General features: G+C 69.8%; 11 protein-coding genes, 1 tRNA gene and 1 pseudogene. 4 read left to right on the top strand and 9 right to left on the bottom strand.

Annotated elements, in window-relative coordinates; genetic code table 11:
* Positions 1-210 precede the first annotated feature (210 nt).
* Entirely contained in the window at positions 211-2940 is a 2730-nt protein-coding gene (gene ppc / locus ABTX78_RS13500; protein ID WP_352206943.1) for a phosphoenolpyruvate carboxylase, read from the top strand.
* Between the two features lie 54 nt (positions 2941-2994).
* Here ppc and ABTX78_RS13495 read toward each other — a convergent pair whose 3' ends face one another.
* The 7 genes and pseudogenes from ABTX78_RS13495 to ABTX78_RS13465 form a co-directional block, all read right to left on the bottom strand.
* Positions 2995-3456 (bottom strand): hypothetical protein, encoded by a 462-nt coding sequence (locus tag ABTX78_RS13495; protein WP_352206942.1) that lies wholly within the window; start codon positions 3454-3456, stop codon positions 2995-2997.
* Between the two features lie 55 nt (positions 3457-3511).
* Positions 3512-4105: an aminoacyl-tRNA hydrolase gene (pth, locus tag ABTX78_RS13490; RefSeq protein WP_352206941.1), complete on the bottom strand. Its 594-nt coding sequence runs from the start codon at positions 4103-4105 to the stop codon at positions 3512-3514.
* Between the two features lie 136 nt (positions 4106-4241).
* Positions 4242-4838 carry a 50S ribosomal protein L25/general stress protein Ctc gene (locus tag ABTX78_RS13485; RefSeq protein ID WP_352206940.1) on the bottom strand — a complete coding sequence of 199 codons (597 nt, stop codon included), beginning with the start codon at positions 4836-4838 and terminating at the stop codon, positions 4242-4244.
* Positions 4839-5077: 239 nt separating this feature from the next.
* Positions 5078-6055, bottom strand: coding sequence for a ribose-phosphate diphosphokinase (locus ABTX78_RS13480; protein WP_352206939.1), 978 nt, complete (start codon positions 6053-6055; stop codon positions 5078-5080).
* Positions 6056-6164: 109 nt separating this feature from the next.
* Positions 6165-7610: a bifunctional UDP-N-acetylglucosamine diphosphorylase/glucosamine-1-phosphate N-acetyltransferase GlmU gene (gene glmU / locus ABTX78_RS13475; RefSeq protein ID WP_352206938.1), complete on the bottom strand. Its 1446-nt coding sequence runs from the start codon at positions 7608-7610 to the stop codon at positions 6165-6167.
* Positions 7611-7718: 108 nt separating this feature from the next.
* A tRNA-Gln gene (locus ABTX78_RS13470) sits at positions 7719-7789 on the bottom strand.
* An 11-nt stretch (positions 7790-7800) separates the two neighbouring features.
* A pseudogene (locus ABTX78_RS13465) lies at positions 7801-8674 on the bottom strand (hypothetical protein).
* A 154-nt stretch (positions 8675-8828) separates the two neighbouring features.
* On the opposite strand from ABTX78_RS13465, the gene ABTX78_RS13460 reads away from it, so the two are divergent.
* Positions 8829-10184: a sensor histidine kinase gene (locus tag ABTX78_RS13460; RefSeq protein WP_352206937.1), complete on the top strand. Its 1356-nt coding sequence runs from the start codon at positions 8829-8831 to the stop codon at positions 10182-10184.
* Positions 10185-10288: 104 nt separating this feature from the next.
* On the opposite strand, the gene ABTX78_RS13455 is transcribed toward ABTX78_RS13460, so the two are convergent.
* Both ABTX78_RS13455 and ABTX78_RS13450 read right to left on the bottom strand, forming a co-directional pair.
* Positions 10289-10780 (bottom strand): SUKH-3 domain-containing protein, encoded by a 492-nt coding sequence (locus ABTX78_RS13455; RefSeq protein ID WP_352206936.1) that lies wholly within the window; start codon positions 10778-10780, stop codon positions 10289-10291.
* A 10-nt stretch (positions 10781-10790) separates the two neighbouring features.
* Positions 10791-11315, bottom strand: coding sequence for a YwqJ-related putative deaminase (locus ABTX78_RS13450; RefSeq protein ID WP_352206935.1), 525 nt, complete (start codon positions 11313-11315; stop codon positions 10791-10793).
* Positions 11316-11533: 218 nt separating this feature from the next.
* Here ABTX78_RS13450 and ABTX78_RS13445 point away from each other — a divergent pair, with 218 nt between their 5' ends.
* Together ABTX78_RS13445 and ABTX78_RS13440 are read left to right on the top strand one after the other, a co-directional pair.
* Positions 11534-12547: an SMI1/KNR4 family protein gene (locus ABTX78_RS13445; protein WP_352206934.1), complete on the top strand. Its 1014-nt coding sequence runs from the start codon at positions 11534-11536 to the stop codon at positions 12545-12547.
* Positions 12548-12554: 7 nt separating this feature from the next.
* On the top strand, positions 12555-13953 hold a 1399-nt coding region (locus ABTX78_RS13440; protein WP_502993867.1), incomplete at its 3' end, for an SUKH-4 family immunity protein.

Genomic DNA, 13953 nt, shown 5'->3' with positions numbered 1-13953 from the left:
TCCCCTGGGGGGTCAGAGATGCACGGTGAGGGCCGGGCTACGGATGCGTAACCTACGGCATCGTAAGTATGACAGTGAGGAGCCTCGCGGCAAGAGACCTGGGGACAACGCCAGGGAAATGGACACCTATCCTGGGTCTCGTCGGACAGCGCGGTCCGCAGCCTCCAGTACCCCTCCAGACGTGCTCAAACACTGCAAGGAGCCGCACCTGTGAGCAGTGCCGACCAGAACCCCACGGCCAACGCCGAACTGCGAGCCGACATCCGCCGACTGGGCGACCTCCTGGGCGAGACCATCGTCCGCCAGGAAGGCCCTGACCTGCTCGAGCTCGTGGAGAAGGTCCGCGCGCTCACGCGCAGCGACGGTGAGGCCGCAGCAGAGCTGCTGGGCGACACCGACCTGGAGACCGCGGCCAAGCTCGTCCGCGCCTTCTCCACCTACTTCCACCTGGCCAACGTCACCGAGCAGGTGCACCGCGGCCACGAGATGCGCGAGCGCCGCGCCGCCGAGGGCGGCCTGCTGGCCCGCACCGCGGACCGGCTCAAGGACGCCGACCCCCAGCACCTGCGCGAGACGGTCAAGAACCTCAACGTCCGCCCCGTGTTCACCGCGCACCCCACCGAGGCTGCCCGGCGCTCCGTCCTGAACAAGCTGCGGCGCATCGCCGAACTGCTCGAAAGCCCCGTGGCCGCATCCGACCGGCGCCGGCACGACCTGCGGCTCGCCGAGAACATCGACCTCATCTGGCAGACCGACGAGCTGCGCGTCGTACGGCCCGAACCCGCCGACGAGGCCCGCAACGCCATCTACTACCTCGACGAACTGCACGCCGGCGCCGTCGGCGACGTCCTGGAGGACCTCGCCGCCGAGCTCGAACGCGTCGGCGTCGAGCTGCCAGCCGGCACCCGCCCGCTGACCTTCGGCACCTGGATCGGCGGCGACCGCGACGGCAACCCCAACGTCACCCCGTCCGTGACCTGGGACGTCCTGATCCTCCAGCACGAGCACGGCATCACCGACGCCATCGAGGTCATCGACCAACTGCGCGGACTGCTCTCCAACTCCATCCGCTACGCCGGCGCCACCGAGGAACTCCTCACCTCCCTGCAGACCGACCTCGAACTGCTGCCGGAGATCAGCCCCCGCTACAAGCGCCTCAACGCCGAGGAGCCCTACCGGCTCAAGGCCACCTGCATCCGGCAGAAGCTCGTCAACACCCGCGAGCGCCTCGCCAAGGGCACCCGTCACCAGAGCGGCCGCGACTACCTCGGCACCACCGAACTCATCGCCGACCTCACCCTGATCCAGACGTCACTGCGCGAACACCGCGGCGGCCTCTTCGCCGACGGGCGCCTGGACCGCACCATCCGCACCCTCGCGGCCTTCGGCCTCCAGCTCGCCACCATGGACGTACGCGAGCACGCCGACGCCCACCACCACGCCCTCGGTCAGCTCTTCGACCGGCTCGGCGAGGAGTCCTGGCGCTACGCCGACATGCCCCGCGACTACCGGCAGAAGCTGCTCGCCAAGGAGCTGCGCTCCCGCAGGCCGCTCGCTCCCACGCCCGCCCCGCTGGACGCGGCCGGGCAGAAGACCCTCGGCGTATTCGACACCGTCAAGGAAGCCTTCGAGCGCTTCGGCCCCGAGGTCATCGAGTCGTACATCATCTCGATGTGCCAGGGCGCCGACGACGTCTTCGCCGCGGCCGTCCTGGCCCGCGAGGCCGGCCTCATCGACCTCCACGCAGGCTGGGCCAAGATCGGCATCGTGCCGCTGCTGGAGACCACCGACGAACTGAAGGCCGCCGACGTCATCCTCGACGGCATGCTCGCCGACCCCTCCTACCGGCGCCTCGTCTCCCTGCGCGGCGACGTCCAGGAGGTCATGCTCGGCTACTCCGACTCCTCCAAGTTCGGCGGCATCACCACCTCCCAGTGGGAGATCCACCGCGCCCAGCGCCGGCTGCGCGACGTCGCCCACCGCTACGGCGTCCGGCTGCGGCTCTTCCACGGCCGCGGCGGCACCGTCGGCCGCGGCGGAGGCCCCTCGCACGACGCCATCCTGGCCCAGCCCTGGGGCACGCTCGAGGGCGAGATCAAGGTGACCGAACAGGGCGAGGTCATCTCCGACAAGTATCTGATCCCGTCACTTGCCAGGGAGAACCTGGAACTCACCGTCGCCGCCACCCTCCAGGCGTCCGCCCTGCACACCGCCCCGCGGCAGTCCGACGAAGCACTGTCGCGCTGGGACGCGGCGATGGACACCGTCTCGGACGCCGCGCACGACGCCTACCGGCGGCTCGTCGAGGACCCGGACCTGCCCGCGTACTTCTTCGCGGCCACCCCCGTCGACCAGCTCGCCGACCTCCACCTCGGCTCCCGGCCCTCCCGCCGCCCCGACAGCGGCGCCGGCCTCGACGGACTGCGCGCCATCCCGTGGGTCTTCGGCTGGACCCAGTCCCGGCAGATCGTGCCCGGCTGGTTCGGCGTCGGCTCCGGCCTCAAGGCCCTGCGCGAAGCAGGGCTCGACACGGTCCTCGACGAGATGCACGAACAGTGGCACTTCTTCCGCAACTTCATCGCGAACGTCGAGATGACCCTCGCGAAGACCGACCTGCGGATCGCCCGGCACTACGTCGACACCCTCGTCCCCGATGACCTCAAGCACGTCTTCGACACCATCGAGGCCGAGCACGCCCTGACGGTCAGCGAGGTCCTCAAGGTCACCGGCGGGACCGAACTGCTCGGCTCCAACCCGGTGCTGCGGCAGACGTTCGGCATCCGCGACGCCTACCTCGACCCGATCTCCTACCTTCAGGTCTCGCTGCTGGCACGCCAGCGCCAGGCCGCCGAGAAGGGCGAGGAGCCCGACCCGCTGCTGGCGAGGGCGCTGCTGCTCACGGTGAACGGCGTGGCGGCAGGTCTGCGCAACACCGGCTGACCACACGGGACCGGGCCCCGCGCGACGACGCGCGGGGCCCGGCACCAACCTCCACTACAACGTGACGAAGGCCCCCACCAGCAGCGCGCCGCCCAGCGCCGCCGCCGACCAGGCCAGACGCGTCATCCGCAGACCGCCCCCGATGACCGGCGCCGCCAGAACCAGCGCCCCGCCGAGCGGCAGCCACGCGTGCAGCACCCCGCCCGCGCCGGTACGGACCAGTTCGGAGGAACCCGGCTTCACCACCACGGGCAGCCGGGCGCCCTTCTCCACCGCGACCGACTTCTCGATCGTCATCCCACCGCGGGCAGGCAGTGAACCCTCGGGCTCATAGCGTCCGGTACAGGTCTCCTCGCCACAGCGGTCGACCCTGAACGTGCCGTGTTCGCGGCCCTTGGCCAGCAGAACGTGCTGCGCCGTGCCCCATGACGACCAGAATCCGGCCACCAGCAGCAGGACAGCGACACATCCCATCGCGGCACGGCGGGCGTAGAGGAGCAGGTCAGTCCGCTTCATAGGGCGCGATCCTTGGCCATACGACCGCGCTCGGTCAACCTGAGGCCTGAACTTGTCAGGAGTTGTACGTACTTTGGGCCCGCTCCAGGCCCTCCGTCACCAGACACTCCACCGAGTCCGCCGCCCGGTCCACGAAGTAGCCCAGCTCCTTGCGCTCCACCGACGAGAAGTCCTTCAGCACGAAATCCGCCACCTGCATACGACCCGGCGGACGGCCGATCCCGAAACGCACCCGGTGATAGTCCGGACCCATCGCCTTCGTCATCGACTTCAGACCGTTGTGGCCGTTGTCCCCGCCACCCAGCTTCAGCCGCAGCAGCCCGTAGTCGATGTCCAGCTCGTCATGGATCGCCACGATGTTCGCCGTCGGCACCTTGTAGAAATCCCGCAGCGCCGTCACCGGACCACCCGACAGATTCATGTACGACAACGGCTTCGCCAGCACCACCCGCCGGCCCATCGGACCCGGCGGGCCCACCCGGCCCTCCAGGACCTGCGCCTGCGCCTTCTGCGCCCGCTTGAAACTCCCGCCGACACGCTCCGCGAGCAGATCGGCCACCATGAAACCGACATTGTGACGATTGGCGGCATACCCGGGGCCCGGGTTGCCGAGGCCCACCACGAGCCACGGGGCGTTCGCGTCCGACATCTGCGCTGCGTCTCCTCGCATGACCAACAGCTCGCACCACATGCAACCGCGGCACACGCCGCCGCCGGCACGACCTACCGACAGGGAAACGGGGCGGCGGGCCAGGCCCGCCGCCCCGTCACACAGAGCCTACGGCTCAGACCTCGGCCGACTCGTCGCCCACGGCGGTCTCTTCCTCGCCCGACGGCTCCTCGGCCTGCGCGGACAGGATCTGCAGCACGACGGTGTCGTCCTCGACAGCCAGCGTCGTGCCCTTCGGCAGCGGGATGTCCTTCGCGAGGATGGAGGCACCGGCCTCCAGGCCCTCGATGGACACCGTGACCGACTCGGGGATGTGCGTGGCCTCGGCCTCGACGGGCAGCGCGTTCAGCACGTGCTCGAGGAGGAAGTTGCCCGGAGCCAGCTCGCCCTCGGTGTGCACGGGGATCTCGACGGTGACCTTCTCGCCGCGCTTCACGAGCAGCAGGTCGACGTGCTCGATGAAGCCCTTCAGCGGGTCACGCTGGACGGCCTTCGGGATCGCGAGCTCGTTCTTGCCCTCGATGTCCAGGGCGATCAGGACGTTCGGCGTACGCAGGGCCAGCAGCAGCTCGTGGCCCGGAAGCGTGATGTGGACCGGGTCGGTGCCGTGGCCGTACAGGACACCCGGAACCCGGCTGTCACGGCGGACGCGGCGGGCGGCACCCTTGCCGAACTCCGTACGGGTCGCGGCGGCGAGCTTCACCTCGGACATGTGCACTCCTCGTCAAGGCAGACATTGTGGTGGTCACCCGGCCACGACAGGCCTGCTACGAAGAGCGCGTCGATAACGGACAGCCGCACCAGAAGTGCGGCCTCCCTCGCCGAGCAACTTCGACAGTCTACGCAACACCGCCCCTCCCACCCAATCGATCACCGGCGACCGGTACGCGGGCACGCGAAAGGGCCGCACCCCCACGGGATGCGGCCCTTTAAGCGACTACCAAAAGACCCTCAGCCCTGCTCCTCGAAGAGGCTCGTCACCGAACCGTCCTCGAACACCTCACGTACCGCACGCGCGATCGTCGGCGCGATCGACAGCACCTTGATCTTGTCGAGCTCCAACTCACCCGGAGTCGGCAGCGTGTTCGTCAGAACGAACTCACTCACCTTCGAGTTCTTCAGCCGGTCGGCCGCAGGACCGGACAGGATGCCGTGCGTCGCCGTGACGATGACATCCTCCGCACCGTGCGCGAACAGCGCGTCCGCCGCCGCGCAGATCGTGCCACCCGTGTCGATCATGTCGTCCACCAGCACACAGACCCGGCCCTCGACCTCACCGACGACCTCGTGCACCGTCACCTGGTTCGCCACGTCCTTGTCGCGACGCTTGTGCACGATCGCCAGCGGCGCGTCCAGACGGTCGCACCAGCGGTCGGCCACCCGCACACGGCCCGCGTCCGGAGAGACGACCGTCAGCTTGTTCCGGTCGACCTTCGCACCCACGTAGTCCGCCAGCACCGGCAGCGCCGACAGATGATCCACCGGGCCGTCGAAGAAGCCCTGGATCTGGTCGGTGTGCAGGTCCACCGTGAGGATGCGGTGCGCACCCGCGGTCTTCAGAAGGTCCGCGACCAGACGGGCCGAGATCGGCTCACGCCCGCGGTGCTTCTTGTCCTGACGGGCATAGCCGTACGACGGAATGATCACGGTGATGCTCCGGGCCGAAGCCCGCTTCAGCGCATCGATCATGATCAGCTGTTCCATGATCCACTTGTTGATGGGAGCCGTGTGGCTCTGCATCAGGAAGCAGTCCGCTCCACGGGCCGACTCCTGGAAACGGACATAGATCTCGCCGTTCGCGAAGTCGAAAGCCTTCGTCGGCACGAGGCCCACACCCAACTGGTGCGCAACCTCCTCGGCCAGCTCGGGGTGGGCGCGGCCGGAGAAGAGCATCAGCTTCTTCTCGCCGGTCGTCTTGATCCCGGTCACAGCACTGTCTCCTCAGACGTGTTGTCTGGCCGCGAAGACACGAAGCGCGAGCCAGCCGAATTTGTGTGCACGTATCACCGTACGCCGAGTCCGACGCACCTGTTTCCGGTCAGTTCCCGTCGGCGACCTGCTCCGTTGCCGTCGCGGCCGCCTGCGCGGCAGCACTCCCGGGACGCTTTCGAGCCACCCAGCCCTCGATATTCCGCTGCTGGCCGCGAGCGACGGCCAGCGAACCCGCCGGCACGTCCTTCGTGATGACCGACCCCGCGGCGGTGTACGCGCCGTCCCCGACCGTGACGGGAGCCACAAACATGTTGTCCGAACCCGTCTTGCAGTGCGAACCGATCGTCGTGTGGTGCTTCGCCTCGCCGTCGTAGTTCACGAACACGCTCGCCGCACCGATGTTCGTGAACTCACCGATCGTCGCGTCGCCCACATACGACAGATGCGGAACCTTCGTCCCCTCACCGATCGTCGCGTTCTTCATCTCCACGTACGTACCCGCCTTGGCCTTCGTACCGAGCCGGGTACCGGGACGCAGATACGCGTACGGACCCACCGAAGCGCTCTCGCCGATCTCCGCCGAGTCCGCGACCGTGTTGTCCACACGCGCCCCCCTGCCGACGACCGTGTCCCGCAGACGCGAATTCGGGCCCACCTCCGCGCCCTCCGCCAGATGCGTGGCCCCCAGCAGCTGCGTACCGGGATGAACCACCGCGTCCGGCTCGAACGTGGCGGTCACATCGATCAGCACCGACCCCGGATCGACGACCGTCACACCCGCCATCATCGCCCGCTCCAGCAGGCGCTCGTTCAGCAGCCGGCGCGCCTCGGCCAGCTGCACCCGGTTGTTGATCCCGAGGATCTCGCGATGATCACCGGCGACCGACGCCCCCACCCGGTGACCCGCCTCGCGCAGGATGCCGAGCACATCGGTGAGGTACTCCTCGCCCTGGCTGTTGTCCGTACGCACCTTGCCCAGAGCATCCGCGAGCAGCTGCCCGTCGAAGGCGAACACACCGGAATTGATCTCCCGGATCGCGCGCTGCTCGTCGGTGGCGTCCTTGTGCTCGACGATCCCGGTCACGGCGCCGGTGTCGTCGCGGACGATCCGGCCGTAGCCGGTCGAGTCCGGGACCTCGGCGGTCAGCACGGTCACGGCGTTGCCGTCGGCGGCGTGCGTGGAGGCGAGGGCGGTCAGCGTCTCGCCGGAGAGAAGGGGAGTGTCGCCGCAGACGACGACCACGGTCCCGTCGACGCCCTGCCCGAGCTCCTCGAGCGCCATCCGGACGGCGTGCCCGGTGCCGTTCTGCTCGGCCTGGAAGGCGGTGCGGGTGCCGGCGTACGTCTCGGTGAGATGGCCCTTGACCTGCTCACTCGCATGGCCGACCACCACGACGAGGTGCTCGGGGTCCAGCTCGCGGGCGGCGGAGACGACGTGACCGACGAGCGAACGCCCGCAGATTTCGTGCAGGACCTTGGGGGTCTTCGACTTCATGCGGGTGCCCTCACCCGCTGCGAGGACGACGACGGCTGCCGGGCGGTTGGCGCTCACGGGAATGCCCTTCGGCTTCGGGTGGTGGACATCCGAAGGATACCGGGGGGTTTCGGGGGTGAAATAAGGGCGGGTCCCGACGCTGAACGTCAGGACCCGCCCTCACGGCTCCCGGGGAAGGAATCGAACCCTCATTCAATGGACCAAAACCATTTGTCCTGCCATTAGACGACCCGGGATGGATCGCGCCCTATGTCCGTTTTTCTCGATCGCGGACGAGAGCAGCCCCTACTATGCCGCACCACCAGCCCTCGACGCGACGGTAGAGATCCGCGCTTTGCAGCACGCGCACCATCAGGCACCCGCGGTAGGCCTCGTGGGCGTTCTTACGGTTGGTGGTCGGGTTGTGCCGCTTGAGTGTGGCCTTGCCGAACCGGCCCATGTCGCCTCCGACGAGTTCTGCCCAGAAGTGCTCGGCCGCGCCGACATCGGCGGATTCGTGGATGTGGACGTGAAAGCGCAGGCGGTCTTCCGAGACGCCGAGGAGTCGGAGCCAGGCCAGATAGACCTCGATCATCCGCGGATCGCTGTTGATGAAAGTGACCCGCTCCTGCGGGCGGTGGGGTTTCCTCTTGGTGCCCTCCGACCAATAGAGCCCCGACGCCCACGAGGAAGAGCTCGTGATCGGTCATGATGCCGATCTCGTTCGCCGCGGCCTGTTCGGTCTCTCGGCGCTCCGTGTCGCGTCGCTGGAGTGTTGTCTCCCAGCCGCGCCTGGCAATGGCCGAAGCCTCCTCGCGTGTGCGCTTGCGCTCAGGCTTCGGCAGATCCCGTACCCACAGCGAGATCGAGCTCTTTGAGCAGCCCAGCTCCACCTGGATCTGGTCGTACGTCATGCCTGCCGCGCGCAGCTCTCTCGCCCGTGCCCTCAGGTCGTCCTTCGTGTTCGGGCGCTTCGTCCACTCCGGTGGGGGTTCGCCCTTGACCAGGCGGTTGAGGATGTCGTTGTTGTGGACCTTCAGGCGGTCGCGGATCTGGCGGAGGCTGAGGCCCTCCCGGCGCAGGGAGAGGGCCTGTTCGCGGAGGGTTTCGAAGTCGGCGTACCTGCCGGGTGATTCCGTCATGCGGCGAGCGTCGTCCGGAATACGGACGTCCGGGTCGAAACTCTGGCCGATTCACCAGTTCGAGCGGTTCTGGTGCATTCCGTGCCAGGGGCGACTCGCCCGCGCTCCGATACTCCCGAGAAAATGACGTACACCCGCCCGTAGGCTGGAAGACATGACCACAACGGGGGCACACCAGGACGGCACGGGCACGACCTCCCGTAGCCGGCTGTGGTGGGGACGGCGGCGCAGTGTCGCGCTGGACGTGGGGCTCGGGCTGTTCTCCGCCTTGGAATGCGCTCTGGAGGGCGTGGGGTTCGCGGAGCAGGCCGCCATCCCCGTGCCGATCGGGGTGCTGTTCGGGCTGGTCGTCGGATCCGTGCTGGTGCTGCGGCGGCGCTGGCCGATCGCCGTCGTGCTGGTCTCGATCGCGATCACGCCGGCCGAGATGGGCTATCTCATGGCCGTCGTCGGCCTGTACACGCTCGCCGCGTCCGAGGTTCCGCGTCGTATCACCGCGCTGCTGGCGGGCATGTCGCTGACGGCGACGCTCATCGTGACGTTCGTGCGGGTCCATCAGGACGTGCGGTCAGCGGGCTTCGATCCGGAGCCGGGGGCGTGGTACGTGCCGACGATGGCGGGCTTCATGTCGCTGGGTCTGACCGCCCCGCCGGTGCTCTTCGGCCTCTACATAGGTGCGCGGCGCCGGCTGATGGAGAGCCTGCGGGAGCGCGCCGACAGTCTGGAGCAGGAGCTGTCGCTGCTGGCGGACCGGGCGGAGCAGCGGGCGCAGTGGGCGCGGACGGAGGAGCGGACCCGGATCGCGCGGGAGATGCACGATGTGGTGGCGCACCGGGTGAGTCTGATGGTGGTGCATTCCGCGGCCTTGCAGGCGGTGGCGTTGAAGGATCCGCAGAAGGCGGTGAAGAACGCGGCGCTGGTGGGGGACATGGGCCGGCAGGCGCTGACGGAGCTGCGCGAGATGCTGGGTGTGCTGCGGGCGGGGGGCGACGAGCAGCGGCGGGTGGCTCCGGTGCCGTTGGCGGCGGTGGCCGCGGCTGCCGCGGCGGCGGCCGAGGCGGCTGCGGAGGACGGGCCGTGCATCGCCGATGTCGAGGATCTGGTGGGTCAGTCGCGGCAGGCGGGGATGGTGGTGGAGCTCGCGGTGCAGGGCGAGGTGCGGGTGTATGCGCCGGAGGTCGAGCAGACCGCCTATCGCGTGGTCCAGGAGGCGCTGACGAATGTGCACAAGCACGCGGCGGGGTCGAAGGTGATGGTGCGGCTGGCGCACCGTGACGCCGAGGTGGCCATGCAGGTGGAGAACGGTGCGCCGGACGCGGCGGGTGAGGCGGGGGTCGCGCGGCTGCCGAGCGGGGGGAACGGTCTGGTGGGGATGCGGGAGCGGGTGCTGGCGTTGGGCGGGGTGTTCGTGTCGGGGCCGACGGACTCGGGGGGTTTCCGGGTGTCGGCGGTGTTGCCCGACCGGGATCCTTCGGCCGAGCAGGAGCTTCCGGCGTCCGTGAGTCTCTGACGCCCGACGCCCGACGCCCGACGCCCGACGCCCGGCGCCCGGCGCCCGGCCGGCACGCGGCGACGTGTCCGGCGCGGCTGAGCGACATGCGGGCGGGGTGCGTGTCAGCCGAGGGTGAGCCGTGTGGGCTGGACGCCGTTGACGAGTGTGGCGAGTGCCTGGTCGACGTCGGGTCCGAGGTACCAGTCGCCGGTGTGGTCGAGGCTGTAGACACGGCCTTCGCTGTCGATGGCGAGGACGGCCTGGTGGTCCCCTTCCATGCCGAGCGGTGAGACTTCGGTGTCGAGGGCGCGTCCCAGGTCGGCGAAGGTGCGGGCGAGGTGGAGACCGGCGAGCGGGTCGATGTGCAGGGCCGTCGGTGCGGTCTGCCGGCCGGGGCCGGGTGCGGTGATGTGCAGTCCGCCGAATTCCGCCCAGGCTTCGACGGCCGCGGGGAAGACGGTGTGCCGGTGTCCTGCGGGTGAGGCGTGGGAGCGCAGGGTGTCGGCCCAGTGTTCGGCGAGCTTGATGTCCCAGCGGCCGGGCTGCCAGCCGGCGTCGCGCAGGGCGGCGTCGACGGCGACCGGGAACCGGGTGGTGCTGAGGTGGTCGGGCATTGGTGCTGGTTCAGCCGTTCTCGGAGGCGCCGGGGGCGGTGGGGTCCACTGCCCGGACACCGAAGTGGTCGAGCATCGCCGTACAGGAACGGCAGGGCGGCGCGTAGCTGCCGTGCAGCGGGTCGCCGTCCTCGCGGATCCTACGCGCCGTCAACTTCGCCTGTTTCAGGGAACGTTTGGCCTCGCTGTGGGTGAGGGGTCTGCGCTGGGCCCGCTTGGAGCGCTGGTTCTCGGCGGCGGTGAGGTGCCGGGAGAGCAGGATGGCTTCGGGGCAGCGGCCGGTGAAGCGTTCGCGCTGGCCACTCGTGAGGGTGTCGAGGAAGTCCTGTACGAGGGGGTGGAGTACGGGTGGCTGGTCACCCTTTCCGGCGGTGCTGGTGAGGGTTTCGCCGCGTACCCAGAGTGCTGCCGCGACGGCGGGCAGGATGCCGTCGCGCCGGTGGTTCAGTGCGGGCGGGCGGGCTGTTTCCGTGCTGCTCCAGCTGAGACGAGGATCACCTGTCGTGCCTGACGTACGTGGTTGCGCTGTGTGCATGGTGCTGCAGTCCCCTCCCGTGCACTCCCCCGAGTTGCGGGACAGCCTGCCAAATGGGCGCTTGGGTGGGGAAGCGGGGGCACTGAAACGTGTCGGTCCGTCGTCGTTCGGTCACTCGGTTGTGACAGTTGGTGACGGAACCGGAGGGCCGGTACTGCCTGTTGCGGCACCGCATAGGCTGTCCTGAACGAGTCAGAAGCAGCAGGGGGCAGATCGCCATGACGACAGGTCGGCAAGGGCTGGGGGCGCCTCCCGGCCCCCGGGCCGGGGGACACGTCGCGCCACCGAATGCGGCCTACGCCGGTCAGGTCGTGAACTTCCCGGACCCGGTTCGGGCTTCGCGCCATCCGCGGGGTGTGCGGGTGGACGAGAACGGGTTTCCGGTGTTCTCGCCGTATGCGCGTGCCGCAGCGGAGATCGCGGAGCCGCCGGAGGGCTTCGGTGTCGATGAGCTGCGGCTGACCGACTATGTGTCGGCGAACGCGGCGCTGCACGCGGACGGCCATGAGCTGTGGGACACGGTTCCCGCGGTGGCGACTCCGCACGGCTGGACGTGGCACCACGTGGCGGGGACGCGTCGGCTGGAGCTGGTGCCGGTCGAGGTGAAGGCGCTGTTGCGGCATCACGGCGGGCTGGCGACGACGGCGGTCGACGGGGACAAGCGGGGCACGCGCCCGTTGCAGGAGACCCGGCCGGCGCACTTCGGGCTGCCGAAGGGTTCGGTGTCGGTGTCCGAGCAGCAGTTGCTCGGCGTGGAAGAGGATCTGGGCTATCGGTTGCCGGGCGCGTACCGCTCCTTTCTGAAGGCGGCGGGCGGTTGTGCGCCGGTGGGTGCGGCGCTCGACGCGGAGCTGGGGCTGCTGGTGGACCAGCCGTTCTTCACGGTGCGCGACGAGGCGGCGGTCAATGATCTGGTCTACGTCAACAAGTGCCTGCGGGACCATCTGACGAAGGACTTCCTGGGTGTGGCGTTCGTCCAGGGCGGGATTCTGGCCGTGAAGGTCAGGGGCTCGGGTGTCGGTTCGGTGTGGTTCTGTGCCTATGACGACGCGCGTGACCGGGACGGGTGGAATGTCCAGGAGCGCGTGGACCGGCTGCTGTTGCCGTGCGGTGAGGATTTCGACGCCTTCCTGCAGCGGCTGGCGGGCAATCCGCCGGAGCTGGAGACCGTGGCCAATCTGATGGTGGACGGCGGCTTCGCGCGTGCCGTCCCCGTCGCGGACGAGAGGTGACGCTCCGATGGTGACCTTTGCGCAGGCGCAGGAGCGCGCGGAACAGTGGGTCAACGGCGATGTGCCCGGCTACCAGCACCGTGAGGTGCGGGTGCGGGAGTTCGAGCTCGGGTTCGTGGTGTGGGCGGAGGACCGCGAGGGCGGTGCGCGTTCGGACGGCGGCCGGCAGCGGCTGGTGATCGCGCGGGACAGCGGTGAGGCGACGCTGTGGCCCGGGCTGCCGGTGGGTGAGGTGATCCGCCGGTACGAGGAGGAGTACGGGATCCAGGACGCGCCGGCGGTGGTGCCGGAACAGCCGCAGCGGATCGATCTGCATCAGACGTCGTTCCTGCTGAGCCCGCCGGAGTGGTTGCAGGACGCGGCGGACAAGCTGGGGATTCCGGAGCGGCGGCCGTCGGCGGACGAGCCTGCGGCGCCCGCGGCTTCGGACGCGGTCCCGGCGGCTCCGGCGGCACCGGCCGCTCCTTCGGCTCCGGCGGCTGCCGGTACGCCGTCGGCCGGGTCCGACTGGTCTGCGGCGGGCTCCTCTTCCGGTCCGGGTGCGGCCAACGCGTCGCAGGCGGGCGGGAGTTCGTCGGTGGGTGGTTCGTCGTGGCCGGAGGCCGGGTCCTCGGGGGCGGATGCCTCACGGGGCGGGTCGGTGTGGCCGAGTGCCGGTTCGGACAGCGACGATTCGGCCGCTGCGGACGGTGCGCCGTCGTCGCGGACGGGTGGTACGCCGTGGACGGACACGAGTGCCGCGGGCGGTGACGAGGCGTCCGTGCCGCTGCCGGCGACGGTGTTCGCGCCGCCGATCTCCGGACGGGACGACGACGACACTCCGCCACCGGTCGTGGGTGCGGATGCGCCGACCGCGTTGATGTCCGGGGGCAGTCAGCTGCCGCGGACGGCGGTGGCGCCGGCGGTGGGTGAGCCGCAGCCGGGTGCCGCCGACATAGCGGACGCTGCGACGAGCAAGGCGCAGGCTCCGCCGCGGGGGGTGCGTGCTCCGCGCGGGGGCGGGTCGACGACTCCGCCGCCGCCCGGTGCGCCCGGTACTCCGGGCGCGCGGCCGGGTGCGACGCCGCCGCCGTCGGGGCCGGGTGCTCCGGGCGCGCCGGCGGGTGGATATCTGCCGACGCAGCTCGTCCCGCAGACGGGCCCGGAGGGTCCGCAGCCTCCTGGTGTGCCGGGTGCTCCTGGTGTGCCGCTGCCTCCTGGTCCGCCTGGTCCTCCTGGTTCGACGCCGCCTCCTGGTGGCGGTGTTCACCATGCCGCGACGATGTTCGCGGATCCGGGTCAGGCGGGTCCTGGGGCTCCGCAGCCTCCGGGGCCTCCTGGTGTGCCGGGTGCTCCTGGTGTGCCGCTGCCTCCTGGTCCGCCTGGTCCTCCTGGTTCGACGCCGCCTCCTGGTGGCGGTGTTCACC

The sequence above is a fragment of the Streptomyces sp. NPDC096193 genome (assembly GCF_040302905.1).
Taxonomy (GTDB): Bacteria; Actinomycetota; Actinomycetes; order Streptomycetales; family Streptomycetaceae; genus Streptomyces.
This window is presented reverse-complemented; position numbering and strand designations above follow the sequence as displayed.

Coding starts and splice junctions, on each gene's coding strand:
- ABTX78_RS13445 (WP_352206934.1), top strand. CDS start 11,534: ATGACGACAGGTCGGCAAGGGCTGGGGGCGCCTCCCGGCCCCCGGGCC.
- ABTX78_RS13460 (WP_352206937.1), top strand. CDS start 8,829: ATGACCACAACGGGGGCACACCAGGACGGCACGGGCACGACCTCCCGT.
- ABTX78_RS13455 (WP_352206936.1), bottom strand. CDS start 10,780: ATGCCCGACCACCTCAGCACCACCCGGTTCCCGGTCGCCGTCGACGCC.
- pth (WP_352206941.1), bottom strand. CDS start 4,105: ATGTCGGACGCGAACGCCCCGTGGCTCGTGGTGGGCCTCGGCAACCCG.
- ABTX78_RS13485 (WP_352206940.1), bottom strand. CDS start 4,838: ATGTCCGAGGTGAAGCTCGCCGCCGCGACCCGTACGGAGTTCGGCAAG.
- ABTX78_RS13450 (WP_352206935.1), bottom strand. CDS start 11,315: ATGCACACAGCGCAACCACGTACGTCAGGCACGACAGGTGATCCTCGT.
- ABTX78_RS13495 (WP_352206942.1), bottom strand. CDS start 3,456: ATGAAGCGGACTGACCTGCTCCTCTACGCCCGCCGTGCCGCGATGGGA.